Source organism: Serratia sp. Res13-Sevr-LER1-36-b (assembly GCF_015673035.1).
Classification (GTDB): domain Bacteria; phylum Pseudomonadota; class Gammaproteobacteria; order Enterobacterales; family Enterobacteriaceae; genus Chania; species Chania fonticola_C.
In genome coordinates, this window is the sequence record NZ_JADACK010000023.1 from 320,448 (window position 1) to 336,427 (window position 15,980).

General features: G+C 54.4%; 18 protein-coding genes. 16 read left to right on the top strand and 2 right to left on the bottom strand.

The annotated features are described in order from the left end of the window. Window positions 1–125: 125 nt before the first annotated feature. From napF to nudK, 8 genes are all read left to right on the top strand, one after another. Window positions 126–623, top strand: a complete 498-nt coding sequence (gene napF / locus IMQ33_RS19130) for a ferredoxin-type protein NapF (protein ID WP_021807093.1) — start codon at window positions 126–128, stop codon at window positions 621–623. Beyond that, the gene (gene napD / locus IMQ33_RS19135; RefSeq protein WP_166735081.1) at window positions 610–876 is read left to right on the top strand and encodes a chaperone NapD; all 267 of its coding nucleotides are present in this window, start codon (window positions 610–612) and stop codon (window positions 874–876) included. The genes napF and napD overlap by 14 nt, the downstream gene beginning before the upstream one ends. Then, window positions 873–3,359: a nitrate reductase catalytic subunit NapA gene (napA, locus tag IMQ33_RS19140; protein WP_065686516.1), complete on the top strand. Its 2,487-nt coding sequence runs from the start codon at window positions 873–875 to the stop codon at window positions 3,357–3,359. The genes napD and napA overlap by 4 nt, the downstream gene beginning before the upstream one ends. Window positions 3,360–3,369: 10 nt before the next feature. Then, window positions 3,370–4,122, top strand: coding sequence for a ferredoxin-type protein NapG (gene napG / locus IMQ33_RS19145; RefSeq protein WP_021807091.1), 753 nt, complete (start codon window positions 3,370–3,372; stop codon window positions 4,120–4,122). After that, window positions 4,122–5,030, top strand: a complete 909-nt coding sequence (napH, locus tag IMQ33_RS19150) for a quinol dehydrogenase ferredoxin subunit NapH (RefSeq protein ID WP_173410130.1) — start codon at window positions 4,122–4,124, stop codon at window positions 5,028–5,030. Before napG ends, napH begins: the two co-directional genes overlap by 1 nt. Continuing rightward, window positions 5,027–5,476 (top strand): nitrate reductase cytochrome c-type subunit, encoded by a 450-nt coding sequence (napB, locus tag IMQ33_RS19155; protein ID WP_021178725.1) that lies wholly within the window; start codon window positions 5,027–5,029, stop codon window positions 5,474–5,476. The genes napH and napB overlap by 4 nt, the downstream gene beginning before the upstream one ends. Window positions 5,477–5,487: 11 nt before the next feature. Next, the gene (gene napC / locus IMQ33_RS19160; RefSeq protein ID WP_161712092.1) at window positions 5,488–6,105 is read left to right on the top strand and encodes a cytochrome c-type protein NapC; all 618 of its coding nucleotides are present in this window, start codon (window positions 5,488–5,490) and stop codon (window positions 6,103–6,105) included. Window positions 6,106–6,228: 123 nt separating this feature from the next. Continuing rightward, window positions 6,229–6,804 carry a GDP-mannose pyrophosphatase NudK gene (gene nudK, locus IMQ33_RS19165; protein ID WP_173408914.1) on the top strand — a complete coding sequence of 192 codons (576 nt, stop codon included), beginning with the start codon at window positions 6,229–6,231 and terminating at the stop codon, window positions 6,802–6,804. Window positions 6,805–7,068: 264 nt separating this feature from the next. On the opposite strand, the gene tal is transcribed toward nudK, so the two are convergent. Both tal and rpiB read right to left on the bottom strand, forming a co-directional pair. Then, window positions 7,069–8,019, bottom strand: coding sequence for a transaldolase (tal, locus tag IMQ33_RS19170; protein WP_024484505.1), 951 nt, complete (start codon window positions 8,017–8,019; stop codon window positions 7,069–7,071). Between the two features lie 188 nt (window positions 8,020–8,207). Next, entirely contained in the window at window positions 8,208–8,666 is a 459-nt protein-coding gene (gene rpiB / locus IMQ33_RS19175; RefSeq protein ID WP_173408915.1) for a ribose 5-phosphate isomerase B, read from the bottom strand. 320 nt (window positions 8,667–8,986) lie between these two features. Here rpiB and IMQ33_RS19180 point away from each other — a divergent pair, with 320 nt between their 5' ends. The 8 genes from IMQ33_RS19180 to IMQ33_RS19215 all read left to right on the top strand — a co-directional run bounded on the left by IMQ33_RS19180 (window position 8,987) and on the right by IMQ33_RS19215 (window position 15,958). Beyond that, window positions 8,987–10,099: an alcohol dehydrogenase catalytic domain-containing protein gene (locus IMQ33_RS19180; RefSeq protein WP_065686511.1), complete on the top strand. Its 1,113-nt coding sequence runs from the start codon at window positions 8,987–8,989 to the stop codon at window positions 10,097–10,099. A 66-nt stretch (window positions 10,100–10,165) separates the two neighbouring features. Continuing rightward, complete coding sequence (locus IMQ33_RS19185) at window positions 10,166–11,425, top strand: MFS transporter (protein ID WP_098930214.1); 1,260 nt, start codon at window positions 10,166–10,168, stop codon at window positions 11,423–11,425. A gap of 23 nt (window positions 11,426–11,448) precedes the next feature. After that, a complete protein-coding gene (locus IMQ33_RS19190; protein ID WP_098930215.1) occupies window positions 11,449–12,207 on the top strand; it encodes an SDR family oxidoreductase in 759 nt (252 codons plus the stop codon). A gap of 29 nt (window positions 12,208–12,236) precedes the next feature. After that, entirely contained in the window at window positions 12,237–13,238 is a 1,002-nt protein-coding gene (locus IMQ33_RS19195; protein WP_196061704.1) for a dihydroxyacetone kinase subunit DhaK, read from the top strand. 3 nt (window positions 13,239–13,241) lie between these two features. Then, window positions 13,242–13,898: a dihydroxyacetone kinase subunit DhaL gene (gene dhaL, locus IMQ33_RS19200; RefSeq protein WP_196061700.1), complete on the top strand. Its 657-nt coding sequence runs from the start codon at window positions 13,242–13,244 to the stop codon at window positions 13,896–13,898. 99 nt (window positions 13,899–13,997) lie between these two features. Further along, the gene (locus tag IMQ33_RS19205) at window positions 13,998–14,960 is read left to right on the top strand and encodes a sugar-binding transcriptional regulator (RefSeq protein WP_024527097.1); all 963 of its coding nucleotides are present in this window, start codon (window positions 13,998–14,000) and stop codon (window positions 14,958–14,960) included. Window positions 14,961–15,240: 280 nt separating this feature from the next. Beyond that, a complete protein-coding gene (locus IMQ33_RS19210) occupies window positions 15,241–15,567 on the top strand; it encodes a phage holin, lambda family (RefSeq protein WP_065686507.1) in 327 nt (108 codons plus the stop codon). After that, window positions 15,557–15,958 (top strand): M15 family metallopeptidase, encoded by a 402-nt coding sequence (locus IMQ33_RS19215; RefSeq protein WP_098930219.1) that lies wholly within the window; start codon window positions 15,557–15,559, stop codon window positions 15,956–15,958. The genes IMQ33_RS19210 and IMQ33_RS19215 overlap by 11 nt, the downstream gene beginning before the upstream one ends. Window positions 15,959–15,980: the final 22 nt, after the last annotated feature.

Sequence of the window (15,980 nt, forward strand, 5' to 3'; positions counted from 1 at the left end):
TCTACCCCCTCCGATAAGCCTATTTTATCCTTGCCTCTTACCCGAGGTGCGAGACAAACAATAATAAAGTCACACTAAATAATTTTTACACGCGCGCGTGTTGCCAACTTTGAAGGATAACCCGAATGGCCGAATTGTCGCGACGCAGATTGCTCAGCGGACAATGGCGTCATCAAACTGATGCGATCCGTCCCCCGTGGTCGCGTGAAGCCCCTCTCTTCCTTGCGGGTTGTACCCGGTGTCAGGCCTGTGTTAACGCCTGCGAAACCGGTGTATTGATCAGCGGCAGTGGCGGTTATCCCGAAATCGATTTCCAACGTGCGGAATGTACCTTTTGCCGACAATGCGCAGATGCCTGCGAAGCCCCACTGTTTTACCCACCCCAGCACCAACCCTGGCAACAAGTGGCGTCGTTTTCGGCCGTTTGCCTGGCGATGCAGGGGGTAGAATGTCGCAGCTGTCAGGACAGTTGTGAAACGCAGGCAATCCGTTTTCGGCCACGGTTAGGCGGTATAGCCCAACCGGCGCTCGAGGCGGCGGCGTGCAATGGTTGTGGTGCCTGCGTTGCCGGCTGCCCGACCTCGGCGATTGCAATAACCCGGAGTGAAAATAATGAGCAGTGAATGGCACGTAAGCGGGTTGATGGTGCAGGCCCGGCCTGACAAATTCCCGGCGCTGATCTCGGCGCTGCTGGCAATCCCTGATACGGAAATTCCGGCACAGGATCAACAGCAGGGCAAGCTGGTCGTCGTTATGCAAGCAGCACGCTCCCAGGCGTTGCTGGAAAAAATTGAGTCGGCGCGCAATCTGGAAGGCGTGTTGGCAGTGTCGCTGGTTTATCACCAGCAGGATGAGCAAGGTGAGGTAATGCCATGAAACTCAGTCGTCGAGACTTCATGAAAGCGAACGCTGCCGCGGCTGCTGCCGCAGCTGCCGGGCTGACGATCCCAACGGTCGCCCAAGCCGTGGTCGGCAGCGGTGACGAAATCAAATGGGACAAAGCACCTTGCCGTTTCTGCGGCACTGGGTGTGGTGTTCTGGTCGGTACCCAAAATGGCCGGGTCGTGGCTTCGCAGGGCGATCCGGATGCTCCGGTTAACCGGGGTTTAAACTGTATTAAAGGCTACTTCCTGCCCAAGATCATGTATGGCAAGGATCGTCTGACACAGCCAATGCTGCGCATGAAGAACGGGCAGTATGACAAAGAAGGTGAGTTTACTCCCATCACTTGGGAAAAAGCCTTCGATGTGATGGAAGAGAAATTCAAAGGGGCACTGAAAGAAAAAGGGCCAGAGGCGGTAGGCATGTTCGGCTCCGGCCAGTGGACGGTATGGGAAGGCTATGCGGCCTCCAAACTGTTCAAAGCGGGTCTGCGTTCCAACAACCTCGATCCAAACGCTCGCCACTGCATGGCTTCTGCCGTGGTCGGCTTTATGCGCACCTTTGGCATGGATGAACCGATGGGCTGCTACGATGATATCGAGCAGGCCGACGCCTTCGTGCTGTGGGGCTCCAATATGGCGGAAATGCACCCGATCCTGTGGTCGCGCATTACCAACCGCCGCCTGGGCAACGACAAGGTCAACGTCTCGGTCCTTTCCACCTTTGAACACCGCAGCTTCGAGCTGGCGGATAACGGCATGGTGTTCACCCCGCAGACCGATCTGGCGATCATGAACTACATCGCCAACTACATTATTCAGAACAACGCGGTTGACCAGGATTTCCTCAAGCAGCACGTCAATATCCGCAAAGGGGTGACCGATATCGGTTACGGCCTGCGCCCAACCCACCCGTTGGAGAAAGCGGCGAAGAACCCAGGCAGCGATGCTTCGGAGCCGATGAGCTTCGAAGATTACAAAGCCTTTGTGGCAGAATACACGCTGGAAAAGACCGCCGAAATGAGCGGCGTGCCAAAAGACCAACTGGAAGCGCTGGCAAAACTGTATGCCGACCCGAATGTGAAGGTCGTGTCTTATTGGACGATGGGCTTCAACCAGCATACCCGTGGCGTCTGGGCTAATAACCTTTGCTACAACCTACACTTGCTGACCGGTAAGATCTCTAAGCCAGGCTGCGGGCCATTCTCGCTGACTGGCCAACCTTCCGCCTGCGGTACCGCGCGTGAAGTGGGGACGTTCTCCCACCGCCTGCCAGCAGATATGGTGGTGACCAATGAGAAACACCGCCAGATTGCCGAACAGAAATGGCAACTGCCAGCGGGCACCATCCCAGAAAAAGTCGGGTTGCACGCGGTTGCGCAAGACCGTGCGCTGAAAGACGGCAAGCTGAATGCTTACTGGGTGATGTGTAACAACAACATGCAGGCCGGGCCAAATATTAATGAAGAACGCATGCCAGGCTGGCGCGATCCGCGCAACTTTATCGTGGTTTCCGATCCATACCCAACGGTGAGCGCATTGGCTGCCGACCTGATCCTGCCTACGGCGATGTGGGTAGAGAAAGAAGGGGCTTACGGTAACGCTGAGCGCCGCACTCAGTTCTGGCATCAGCAGGTGAAAGCACCGGGCGAGGCCAAGTCGGACCTGTGGCAGTTGGTGGAATTTGCCAAACGCTTCAAGGTGGAAGAAGTCTGGCCAGCGGAGCTGATTAACCAGAAGCCGGAATACCGTGGCAAAACCCTGTACGACGTGCTGTTCGTCAATGGTGAAGTGAACAAGTACAAGCTGGAAGAGATCCCGGCCGACCAGTTGAACGACGAGTCGCGCGAGTTCGGTTTCTACATCCAGAAAGGGCTGTTTGAAGAGTATGCCGGGTTTGGCCGCGGCCATGGTCACGATCTGGCCGCCTTTGATATGTACCATAAGGCGCGCGGTTTACGCTGGCCTGTGGTGGATGGCAAGGAAACCTTGTGGCGCTACCGTGAAGGAACCGATCCTTACGTGAAAGCCGGTGAAAGCGTGCGCTTCTATGGCAAGCCAGACGGCAAAGCGGTGATCTTCGCACTGCCGTTCGAACCTGCGGCAGAAAGCCCGGATCAGGAATACGATCTGTGGTTGTCCACTGGTCGCGTGCTGGAACATTGGCACACCGGCTCGATGACGCGCCGGGTGCCAGAGTTGCACAGAGCCTTCCCAGAGGCGGTGCTGTTTATCCATCCGCTGGACGCCAAGAGCCGCAATCTACGCCGTGGCGACAAGGTGAAGGTACTGTCACGCCGTGGTGAAGTAGTGAGCATTGTCGAAACCCGTGGCCGTAACCGCCCGCCGAAAGGTCTGGTGTATATGCCATTCTTTGATGCCGCGCAGTTGGTCAATAATCTGACGCTGGACGCCACCGATCCGCTGTCGAAAGAGACCGACTACAAGAAGTGTGCGGTAAAACTGGAGAAGGTATAAGGCCAACGGAATGAGCCAGCAACGAGATAAAACACCGGCTCGGCGTCGCTTCCTGCGGGATGCGGCTCGCAGTGTGGCGGGATTGGCAGGGATAGGCGTACTGCTGGGGCTGCAACAAAAGCAGTCTCAGGCACGTGATGGCCTGGCCCTGCGGCCGCCAGGAGCACTGGCCGAGGGGGCGTTTGATAGCGCCTGCATTCGCTGTGGTCAGTGTGTGCAAGCCTGCCCGTACCAGACGCTGAAACTGGCGACGCTGTTGTCGCCGAGAGCGGCGGGAACGCCGTACTTTGTGGCGCGGGATATCCCTTGCGAGATGTGTGAAGACATCCCGTGTGTGGTGGCCTGCCCGAGCGGTGCGCTGGATCCGAACCTGACGGATATCGATCAGGCGCGGATGGGGCTGGCGGTGTTGCTGGATCATGAAAACTGTCTGAACTGGCAGGGGCTGCGTTGCGACGTGTGTTACCGCGTTTGCCCGCAGATCGACAAGGCCATCACCTTGGATCTGCAACACAACGAGCGTACCGGCAAGCACGCCATGTTTCTGCCGACGGTTCACAGCCAGGATTGTACCGGTTGTGGCAAGTGTGAGCAGGCTTGTGTGCTTGAGCAGGCGGCGATCAAGGTGTTACCGATGGAACTGGCGCGTGGTCAATTAGGTGAACACTATCGCTGGGGCTGGCAGGAAAAGCAGCGTGCAGGGCATTCACTGGTGCCGGAAGGCCTCACATTGCCGGCACGCGGCGTAAAGGGAGGTGAATGATGGCTAATCCAGTCGCTGAAGCCGGGCGTGATGCCCGTCTGCGCCATGGCTGGTTGCGTAGCAACCGCTTCCTGATCCTGCGCCGTTGCAGCCAACTGTTGATCTTGTTGATGTTTCTCTCGGGGCCGCTGTGGGGCATCTGGATCCTGCGGGGCAACTACAGCGCCAGCCTATTGGCGGAGACGGTTCCATTAACGGATCCGTTGATGATGCTGGAAAGCCTGTTGGCCGGGCATTGGCCAGCCTGGTTGGTGTGGGTAGGCGCGGTAGTAGTGCTGATCTATGGCCTGATCGGTAATCGGGTGTTTTGCGGCTGGGTTTGCCCGGTTAACCCGGTGACCGATCTGGCGGCCTGGCTACGGCGCAAGTTAGGTTTGCGCCAATCGGCCAGCCTGCCTCGTTCCCTGCGCTATGGCATCTTGCTTGTCGTACTGGTTGGCAGTGCCGTGAGTGGCACGCTGATCTGGGAATGGATTAATCCGGTTGCCCTGATGGGGCGCGGGCTGATCCACGGCAGTGGGGAGGGCGTGTTAGCTTGGCTGAAAGGGTTGGGTGCCGCATTTGGTGCAGGCATCTGGCTGATTGTGGCGCTGTTCCTGTTCGATCTGCTGGTGGTCGAACACGGCTGGTGTGGCCATCTTTGCCCAATGGGAGCGCTGTATGGCGTCATTGGTAGCCAGGGTGTGGTGCAGATCAGTGCGGAGAAGCGTGACAACTGTACTCGCTGCATGGATTGTTTTCATGTTTGCCCAGAACCGCAGATCCTGCGTGAGCCGTTATTAGTAAAAAAAGGTACACCACGGGTTGCCAGTGATGCCTGTATTGCCTGCGGACGTTGTATCGACGTTTGTGCAGAAAACGTATTCGAAATTAAGAGCAAATTTCATTATTCGGGAGCCAAAAAATGACCAGCAATGTCCTGAAAAAGCAGCTTTCCCTGTGGGGCGCGCTGTTAACACTGGTAGTTGCCAGTGCCGCGTTTGCCGCCAGTGATGTCGATCTCAAGCAATCGCCAGAGGTTTCCGGCACGGCTGAAGGGCAGATCAAAATGCCCAAGCAGCAGGAAAAGATGGCGCTAAACTATGTCAACCAGCCGCCGATGATCCCGCACAGTGTCGACGGCTACCAGATTAGCAAAAACACTAACCGCTGCTTGCAGTGCCACGGCGTGGAGCACTATCGCACCACCGGCGCACCGCGTATCAGCCCGACACACTTTATGGACAGTGATGGCAAGGTGCTGGGTGAAGTCGCTCCACGCCGTTATTTCTGTCTGCAATGTCACGTACCACAAACCGATGCTGCACCTATCATCGGCAATGATTTCAAGCCTATGCAGGGCTTTGGGCACTAAGCGGGGGAGCTATGGCCGAACGTAAGAACGAAACATCCGAGAAAAAGGCCGGACCGATCCGCCGTCTATGGCGCTGGTGGCGCAGGCCGAGCAGGCTGGCCCTGGGGACTTTGCTGCTGTTGGGCTTTGTCGCCGGGATCGTTTTCTGGGGCGGTTTCAACACCGGTATGGAAGCGGCCAACACCGAAAAATTCTGTATCAGCTGCCACGAGATGCGTGAAAACGTCTACGAAGAGTATATGGAGACGGTGCACTACAACAACCGCAGTGGCGTACGGGCCACCTGCCCGGATTGCCACGTTCCGCATGAGTGGGCACCAAAGATGCTGCGTAAGCTGAAGGCCAGTAAAGAGCTGTACGCCAAGGCGTTTGGCCTTATCGACACGCCGCAGAAGTTTGAAGAGCATCGTCTGACCATGGCCAGCAACGAATGGGCGCGTATGAAGGCCAATAACTCGCAGGAGTGCCGTAACTGCCACAACTTCGAGTATATGGATTTCACCGCGCAGAAAACCGTGGCGGCCAAGATGCATGATAAAGCCATCACCGAAGGCAAAACCTGTATCGATTGCCATAAAGGGATCGCACATAAACTGCCGGACATGCACGGGATCCCTAACGGATTCTAACTCCGGTGGATATCAACCCCGCAGCCCTGCAAGGCCTGCGGGGTTTTTTGTTGCAAATCCGCCGTGGCTGCGCTTTGCTAGTGGCCAAAGGTTGCAGTGCGTTGGCTAACGGAAGAAGGGAAAATGTCGTCAAAAATTGAAAATATCAGAAAGCAGCTGTTATCGGACAACTGGTACGTTTTGAATAAATATACCTTTGAGTTAAAGCGTAAAAATGGCGGAACCATCGAACAGGTGCGCGAGGTCTATGACCGGGGCAACGGGGCGACCATTTTGCTGTACAACCGCGCCAAGGGCACCGTGGTGCTGACCAGCCAGTTCCGCATGCCGACCTACGTCAACGGCAATGCCACGGGCATGTTGTTGGAAGCCTGCGCCGGGCTGCTGGATGACGATCAGCCTGAACAGTGCGCCCGCCGTGAAGCGGTAGAAGAAACCGGTTTTCAGGTTTCGAAGGTGCAAAAGATCTTTGAGGCCTACATGTCACCGGGTGGCGTGACGGAAATACTCCACTTCTTTATTGCCGAGTACCAGGATGATGAACGGCAAACCAGCGGTGGTGGCATCGAGGATGAAGATATTGAAGTGGTGGAATTGCCCTTTGGTGAGGCAATCGCGATGATCGCCGACGGCCGCCTCAAAGATGGTAAAACCATCATGCTGTTACAGTATTTGCAGATCCACCGGGTGATGGAGTAGTTTCCTTCACTCCAACCCTCTCCCATAGGGAGAGGGAGCTGTTTGCCCCAGCTCTTTTGCAGGTAAATAGATAATCTCAGCAAACTCGAGCGACCCCCAATCCAATGCGTATCGCCGAATTTTCGAGCCACGTAAGGGATTAGGAAGAAGAAAGATAGGGTATTACACAGAGTAATCAACGAACTCGATCGGTCCCCTCTCCCTGTGGGAGAGGGTTAGGGTGAGGGGCAATTGCTTTGCCGATCTCACTTTTCTATCATCGTCTTACAGCTGTGCGATCAGCATATCTTCCAGCTTCTGCTGGTCGACGGCGAACAGGCGAATGCCTTCGGCCAACTTCTCAACCGCCATGGCATCCTGGTTATGCAGCCAGCGGAACTCAGCCTCGGCTAGTGGCGCAGGCTGATAAAATCCTTCGGTAGACGGTGTCAGTTTACGTTCGATAGGCTGATTGCTTTGCTTCAACTCTTCCAGCAGGTTTGGCGCAATGGTCAAACGGTCACACCCCGCCAACGCCAGGATCTGCTCAACTTTACGGAAGCTGGCGCCCATGATCACGGTCTGATAGCGGTGCTGTTTGTAGTATTCATAAATGGTACGTACGGATTTCACGCCCGGATCCTGCTCGGCATCGTAATCGGTCATCGGCTGTCTGGCCTGATACCAATCGTAGATACGGCCAACGAACGGCGAAATCAGATAGACACCGGCTTCGGCGCAGGCACGGGCCTGAGCAAAGGAGAACAGCAGCGTCAGGTTGGTGTTGATGCCTTCTTTTTCCAGCTCTTCGGCCGCCTTGATCCCTTCCCAGGTGGCTGCCAGCTTGATCAGAATGCGGGATTTATCGATCCCCTGGTTTTGATACATGCCGATCAGCTTGCGTGCTTTGGCCACGCACATACCGCGATCGAAGGATAAGCGGGCATCCACCTCGGTGGAGATACGGCCCGGCACGCTTTTTAGAATTTCTACCCCGATATTCACCGCCAGTCTGTCACTGGCGTTAATCAGTTGGGTTTCTTTGCTGCCGCCTTGCTGGCGGGCGTACTCCAGCGCTTCGGTGATCAGCGATTTATACTGCGGCAGCGCCGCGGCCTTGAGGATTAACGAAGGGTTGGTGGTGGCATCCTGCGGTTCGAACTGGCGGATGGATTCGATATCACCGCTGTCGGCAACGACTACGGTCAACTGTTTGAGTGCGTCTAATTGATTCATTTATAAGCTCCTTGCCCAAAGTCATAACAGTAAATGAGAACGTATTTCATTATGGTTAACACCATGCATCATATGGCTGATGAATGAAATACGCTTTTTCTGATTGTTGCAATGGATAGAAACAATGGGGGGCGCAAATGCAGGCTTGCTACGGGCCCCCACGCATTGACGCTTTATCGGCATTGGGTTCAGCGTTGGCCAACGACCTGTTCGTAATAGCCTATTCTTGCCACCTTGGGCGCCGATCCCCCTCCTTCAAATTCAGAGCCCAGCCAGGCGTCGACGATCGATTTCGCCAGTTCCGGGCCAATAACGCGTGCGCCAAGCGTGATGATTTGTGCATCGTTGCTTTTACGTGCGCGCTGTGCCGAATAGGTGTCATGGCACTGTGCCGCACGGATCCCCGGGACCTTGTTGGCCACAATGCTCATGCCAATACCAGTGCCACACAGCAAAATGCCACGTAGGTGTTTCCCATCCTTAATGCCCTGTGCCACCTGAAAGGCGATATCGGGATAACCGACGGGGGCCGTATCGCTTCCCGGTGAGTAGTCGGTGACCGAAATATCGCGTTGTTGCAGAAAAGCAACGATCACATTCTTCAGTTCAATGGCGGCATCATCGGCGCCAATCGCAATAGGCTGCATAACACATCTCCTGCTGGTCAAGGGTAAGGCTGACGATCCCCGGTGGCGCGTCATGGCTATTACCATAACCATCATTTATCAAATGTTCAATTGATGTTCATTTGTTTTTGTTTTTATTAAGAGTGTTTGGTCACTAAAGGTGATTAACGTCACGAATAAATCGGTATAAAGGCCTTTTTGATGACTTTAAGGGGGCTTCTTGAGCAGGATCACAATTTCAAAGGTTGGTGGTGGGCAAACATGTTGAGAGTATGTAGTGTTTATTTGTTCTTTGTGTGTACTTATGATCATAAAAATAAACCCTACCCGAGGATAGAACTATGTGTCAGAACTGCGTAACAGCGGCAAACATGGCCGAAGGCATTCCTGAAACCATGAAAGCGGTGGTGGCCTATGCCCCGAAGGACTATCGCCTAGAGATTGTGGCGGTACCGAAAATTGGCCCGAAAGAGATCCTGGTGAAAGTTGAAGCCTGCGGCATCTGCGCCGGTGACGTTAAAGCGTTTGAAGGGGCCGCCAGCTTTTGGGGGGATGAAAAACAACCGGCTTATATCAAAGCGCCGATGATCCCTGGCCACGAGTTTATCGGCCACGTAGTGGGATATGGTGAAGGCGTTGAGGGATTTAAGCTGGGCGATCGGGTGATCTCTGAACAGATAGTCCCCTGCTGGCAATGCCGCTTCTGTAACCGTGGCCAGTATTGGATGTGTGAGAAACACGATCTGTACGGCTTCCAGAAGAACGTTAATGGCGGTATGGCGGAATACATGAAGTTCACCAAAGAGGCCATCAATTACCACGTTCCTGCGGATATGCCGATCGAGGACGCCATTCTGATCGAACCCTATGCCTGTTCTTTCCATGCGGTACAGCGCGCCAATATCAAACTGGGTGACGTGGTGGTGCTGGCCGGGGCCGGAACGCTGGGGTTAGGGATGATCGGGGCGATTAAAAAATCTGGCCCATCGAAGCTGGTGGTGCTCGATCTGTCTGACGAGCGCCTGGCGTTAGCGAAAGAATTTGGTGCTGACATCGTGCTGAACCCACTGCGCGATGATGTGATGGCGATCGTTAAGGACATGACCGAAGGCTACGGCTGCGATATCTACATTGAAGCCACCGGCGCGCAGCAATCTGTCGAACAGGGGCTGATGCTGATCCGCAAATTGGGCACCTTTGTCGAGTTCTCGGTGTTTAAAGATCCGGTGACCGTCGATTGGAGCATTATCAGCGATCGTAAGGAGCTGGACGTGCTCGGGTCGCACCTGGGTCCTTATTGTTATCCGTTGGTGATTGAAGGGATACGCAATGGCGATCTGCCCACCAAAGGCGTCGTCACTCAAACGTTGCCACTCGAGCAGTTTGCTGAAGGCTTCGCCATGATGAAACGGGGCATCGGCTCAATCAAAGTGGTGCTCAACCCAAATCTGTAATGCCTGCATCATTCTTCGGGTGCGGGCTAGCCTGCACCTCCACAATTCAATGTGCTGGGGTGTTTTATGCTGAATGGACTGATTCATCGCATTGGTCTGTCACCAAAATTAATGCTCGGTTATGCCGGTGTGTTGGTCTTTATGATGGGGGAGGGGCTGGAACAAGGCTGGCTTTCACCCTATTTGATCGGCAAAGGCTTAACCATTCAGGAATCTGCGCTGTTGTTTAGCGTTTACGGTTTTGCTGCGGCAATCTCCGCCTGGTTTTCCGGCGTTTTGGCAGAAATCTTTACCGCTCGCCGCGTCATGCTGGCTGGATTGTTGCTGTTCTTGCTGGGCTCGGTGTGTTTTCTGGTGTGGGGATTACCCAGTAATAACCTGTCGGTGATGATACCGACCTATGCTCTGCGCGGGCTGGGCTACCCCCTGTTTGCCTATGGTTTTCTGGTATGGGTCGCTTATGAGGCCCCGCCGGAAAGGCTGGGTTCCGCCGTGGGGATTTTCTGGTTTGTCTACAGCGGTGGGTTGAGCGTACTGGGCGTGCTCTACTCCAGCATCATGCTGCCGTTCCTGGGGGAAATTCACACCTTATGGAGCGCATTAATCTTTGTGGTGCTCGGGGCGATGATCGCACTGATGCTTAACCGCACCCCTGGCCATAGCGACGTGGGGGACAAGCAAAAAGCCTCTCTCAGCTATGTGCTAAAGGGGATCACCATTGCGTTTGAGAACCCGAAAATCGGCCTGGGTGGCATTGTCCGTACCATCAATACCTCTGCGGCGTATGGCTTCGTGGTGTTTATGCCGATGTACATGATGGATATCGGGTTTAGCCGCACTGACTGGCTACAGATGTATGCGGCACTGTGGACGGTGAACATTATCTTCAACCTGATCTTTGGGGTGATCAGCGACGGCCTGGGTTGGCGTAACGTCGTCATGTGGTTCGGTTGCGTCGGCTGCGCCGTCACCACGCTGTTGTTCTATTACGTACCTTATTTCCTTGGCCCCAATTTTCTGCTGACCGTCGTGGCCGCCGGGCTATTCGGTGCTTGCCTGGCCGCCTTTGTGCCTCTTTCGGCCATTATGCCAACGTTGGCCCCGGAGAATAAAGGTGCCGCCATGTCGATCCTGAATCTCGGTGCGGGTTTGAGCACCTTCGTTGGTCCGGCAGTGGTAGGGTTGTTTATTGGCAGCTTGGGGAGCAGTGGGGTGATTTGGATTTTCACCGGCCTGTATTTGTTCAGCGGCGTATTGATGAAATATGTCACCTTGCCTAAAGCCGTGCCTGCCGCCGTGGAAGAAAATCATCACAGCTTGGCGTAACTAACCGTTTGAGGGAGTTTTCTATGATTACTGGTCAAAGCAAGGGAGCCTTGCAAGGGAAAGTGGCGTTGATAACCGGCGGCGCGGCGGGAATAGGTCTGGCTATTGCCAAATGCTATCTGCAAAACGGTGCGCAGGTTGTGCTGTTGGATCGTGCTGCACAGGTGGTGCAGATTGCCCAACAGCTGGATGAGCAGCAGGCGTTGGGCATCGTGATGGACGTTACCGACAAAGCCTCGGTAGAACAGGCTGTTGCGCAGGCCAATGCGTATTTCGGGCGGCTGGATGTGCTGGTCAATAGCGCCGGGATCGTCGCGCTGTATCCGGCGGAAGAACTGCCCGAAGACGCTTGGGATAACACTATGGCGGTGAACCTGAAAGGGGTGTTCCTTACCAGTCAGGCCGTGGGTCACTATTTTATTCGTCAGGGCAGTGGCAGCATTATCAACCTGGCCTCGCAGGCCGGTGTAGTCGCCTTACCCAATCATCTGGCTTACTGCGCCAGCAAGGCCGGCGTGATTGGTTTGACCCAGGTTCTGGCATTGGAATGGGGGCCGCACAACGTGCGGGTAAACGCCATTTCGCCCACGGTGGTGCTGACCGAGTTGGGGCGCAAAGCATGGTCAGGTGAGGTTGCGGAACAAATGAAGCAGAAAATTCCCCTAAGGCGCTTTGCCGAACCCGAGGATATTGCCGCCAGCGCGCTGTTCTTGGCAAGCGATGCGGCCAGCATGATCACCGGCAGCAATCTGGTGGTTGACGGCGGTTACACCATTCAATAACTCGATACTCAGGCAAAAGAGAGGCCATGATGAACAGAATCATTAACGATCCCGATCACGTCGTGGAAGATGCCATTCAGGGCTATCTGAAGGCTCATCCGGAATATTTCACCGCGACCGATAATGCACGAGTCCTCAAATACCCTGCGGCACCGATCAAAGGCAAGGTAGGTATTGTTACCGGTGGGGGCTCGGGGCATGAGCCAGCGTTTCTGGGCTATGTTGGCAAGAACATGCTCGATGCTGTAGCCATCGGTGAGATTTTCTCTTCGCCAACGGCGGGGGCATTTCTAGATGCGTTCAAGGCCGCGGACAGCGGGGCAGGAGTCGCCTGCCTGTATGGCAACTATGCTGGCGATAATATGAACGTCAAAATGGCGATGAAGAAGGCCAGCGCCGCCGGTATCGCGGTAAAAACCGTGGTGGCAAATGATGATGTTGCCTCTGCGCCCGCCAGTGAAATTGAAAAGCGCCGTGGCGTCGCCGGTGAAATTCTAATGTGGAAAATCGGGGCTGCTGCCGCAGCGTTAGGTTACGATCTTGACGGAGTGATCGCTGCTGCGCAAAAGGCAATTGGCAATTGCCGCTCGATCGGGGTCGGGCTCAGCTCTTGCACCATCCCTGCGGTAGGTAAGCCCAACTTCCATATTGCCGATGGCCAAATGGAGATCGGGATTGGTCATCACGGCGAGCCTGGGATTGAGGTATCACCGATCCAGTCGGCGTCCGCGATGGCTGGCACCATGCTCGACTTTGTGCTCAATGATATGCCGTTGAACAAGGGGCAGGAAGTCGCCTTGCTGATTTCTGGCCTGGGGGCCACGCCGGTGATGGAGCTCTACATCTATTATGCCGAGGTTGAAAAGCGGCTGACGGAGCGTGGCATCAAGGTTCACCGTCGCTATGTGGGTAACTATTTTACCTCACTGGAAATGATGGGAGTGACGCTAACCGTGATGAAGCTCGACGACCAATTGAAAACGTTGCTTGATATGCCCGCTCATTCATTGGGCCTAACCCAGGTGGAGTGAATCATGACCACACAAATTTCGACGCAGTATGGCAATGAGATCGTCACGGCGCTGATTGGCGTGATTGTCAGCAATCGCGAGTATCTCAGTGAGATAGATGGTGCGATTGGCGACGGCGATCACGGCATTAATATGTCAAAAGGCTTCACCTTATGTGGCGAGGCCATCAAGGGCCAAAATCTGTCGTTGGCACAGGCTTTCGACGCGGTAGCGGACGCGCTGATGGAGGGGATTGGTGGCTCGATGGGGCCGCTGTATGGCAGTCTGTTCATGGGCATGGCCGACGGCGTGCGCGATAAAGCGGTGCTGGATAAACAGGTTTTTCTGGTTATGTTACGCAATGGACTCACTGAACTGCAAGACATCAGCAGCGCTGGCGTAGGCGACAAGTGTCTGATGGATACGTTGATCCCTGCGATCGAAGGGTTTGAGCAGGCGGTTCGGCGCGGCGATAGCTTCAGTGAATCACTGGAACAGCTGAAACGAGCTGCCGTTGTCGGGCGTGATTCAACCCGCGATCTGGTTGCCAAGATTGGCCGCGCGAGTCGGTTGGGTGAACGTTCGCGCGGTGCGCTGGATGCCGGTGCGGTATCCTGTTGTCTACTTTTATGCCAACTGGCTGATGCGGTAGAACAACGCTTGAATACCGTTGCCGCCTGAACAGGTTATACTAGCGGGCAATGCGATAAGCTGGGTTCGGCATGCTGAACCCATTTTCTATTGAAAAAGACCAATCTGCCGTGGGGAAACGTGTAACGGATGGAAAAAAAAACAGGATCCCAGGATAACGAACTGCTGACTGAAATTGCCGTGGCTTATTATCAGGACGAAATCACTCAGGAGGAGATTGCAAAAAAGTTCGGTATTTCGCGGATTAAGGTCGGGCGTCTACTCAAGCGGGCCAAAGAAGAAGGCATTGTTGAGATTACCGTCCGTTATCATCCGGTATTCAGTACCCGGCTGGAGCAGCAAATGCTGGAGCGTTTCTCTCTCAGCCGTGCATTAATCGCGCTGGATCATCAGGATGAGGAAGAACAGCGGCGTCAGGTAGCAGCATTGGTTTCCGGTTATCTGGCTATGTCATTGAAAGATAATATGGTGCTGGCGGTTGGCCAAGGGCGTAACGTGGCTGCGATCGCCGACCATGTGGGCAGCGTGGCACCAAAAAGCTGTAAATTTATCTGTGGCATTGGGGGAACGCATCGCCCTGGTGACGCTATAAATGCTGATCACATCAGCCGCCGTTTGGCGAAGAAGTTTGGTGGTAGCAGCGAGACGCTGTATGCCCCGGCGTATGTTGAAAACCGGGCGCTGAAAGAGGCGTTTATGCAAAACGGCACCATCAAGGAAACCCTGGATCGGGCGCGCAAGGCCGATGTGGCTCTGGTGGGCATTGGTGATATGAATGAAAACAGCTACATGGTAAAACTTGGCTGGTTTACTCCCCACGAGATCATTGATGCCAGTCTGAATCAGGGAGTGATCGGTGATATCGCCGGTTATGACTTTTTCAATGCGCAGGGGATGCATGTGGATACGGTGATGAACGATCGCGTCATTGGCCTGAGCATTGATGAACTGCGGAAAATCCCTTGTGTGATCGCCATTGCCTCTGAGAATACCAAAGCGTTGGCTATTCTGGGCGCGCTGCGCACCGGGGCGATCGATATTATCGCGACCAGTGCCCTCAACATCCGCACCATTCTTAATATGTCACAGTAATCGCTACGGTAAAAAAGGGTTTAACTGCGTCAGGTTGAACCCTTTGCGATTCCCCCCTTCTGGTAAAACTGACCTCCGGCCCTTGTTCGGTGAGCGCTCTAACAACGCAAAGCAAACGACAGCGCTGAGGTTGTCGGTATAATTGACCTTCTGAATTATCCAATTATTAAAGAACGATAGCATTTGATGCTATTCCAGTCATTCGGTTGGATAGTTCACGTCGCCTAATTTTATTGAGCGTTTGAAAAGCTCATGCGGCTAATAATAACCAGGAGGAGCCATGTCCAGCTTTGAGCCAGACGCTGTTGGCGCAATCATTCAGCGAGTCTGTGAATATCTGCAACCGGTCTTTAATGCCCTTTTAGCGGGCACTATGGCGTTATTGAAAGGCGCCTATCTGAATATGCCATCACGCCGCCGGTTATTAAACGCCGGTATTTGTGCCTTGTTGGCATTAACCATTCGCGATCTGTTATCGCTGATGGGGTTGGAGTTGGCATGGGCTAATGCCATCAGCGTATTAATTGGTTTTCTCGGTGCGGATTACCTTGGCGATTTAATTAAACGATTTATTGGAAAAAAAACGGGATTTAACAATGATAAGTGAAAATACGGAGATTAAATTCAACGCGCGCAGTGAGAAAAACCTGATCGGGGTACATCCCGATTTGGTGCGGGTGATGCGTTTGGCGCTGCGTTATTCGCTGGTGCCGTTCACCGTCACCGAAGGATTGCGCTCCATGGCCCGCCAACGGGATTTGCTGCGTGAGGGGAAAAGCCAAACGCTAAGAAGCCGCCATCTTACCGGGCATGCGGTTGACGTAGTGGCGATGCCTTTAGGGGCGGTGTCTTGGGAATGGGATTACTATGCCCAGATCGCGTCGGCTGTGCGGCGTGCCGGGTTGGAGTGCGGTGTTGATGTCGAGTGGGGCGGGGGATGGAAAACGCTGAAAGATGGGCCACATTTCCAATTACCGTTCAAAGATTATCCGGCTTGAGCGGTCAACGGTGACTTCTGAG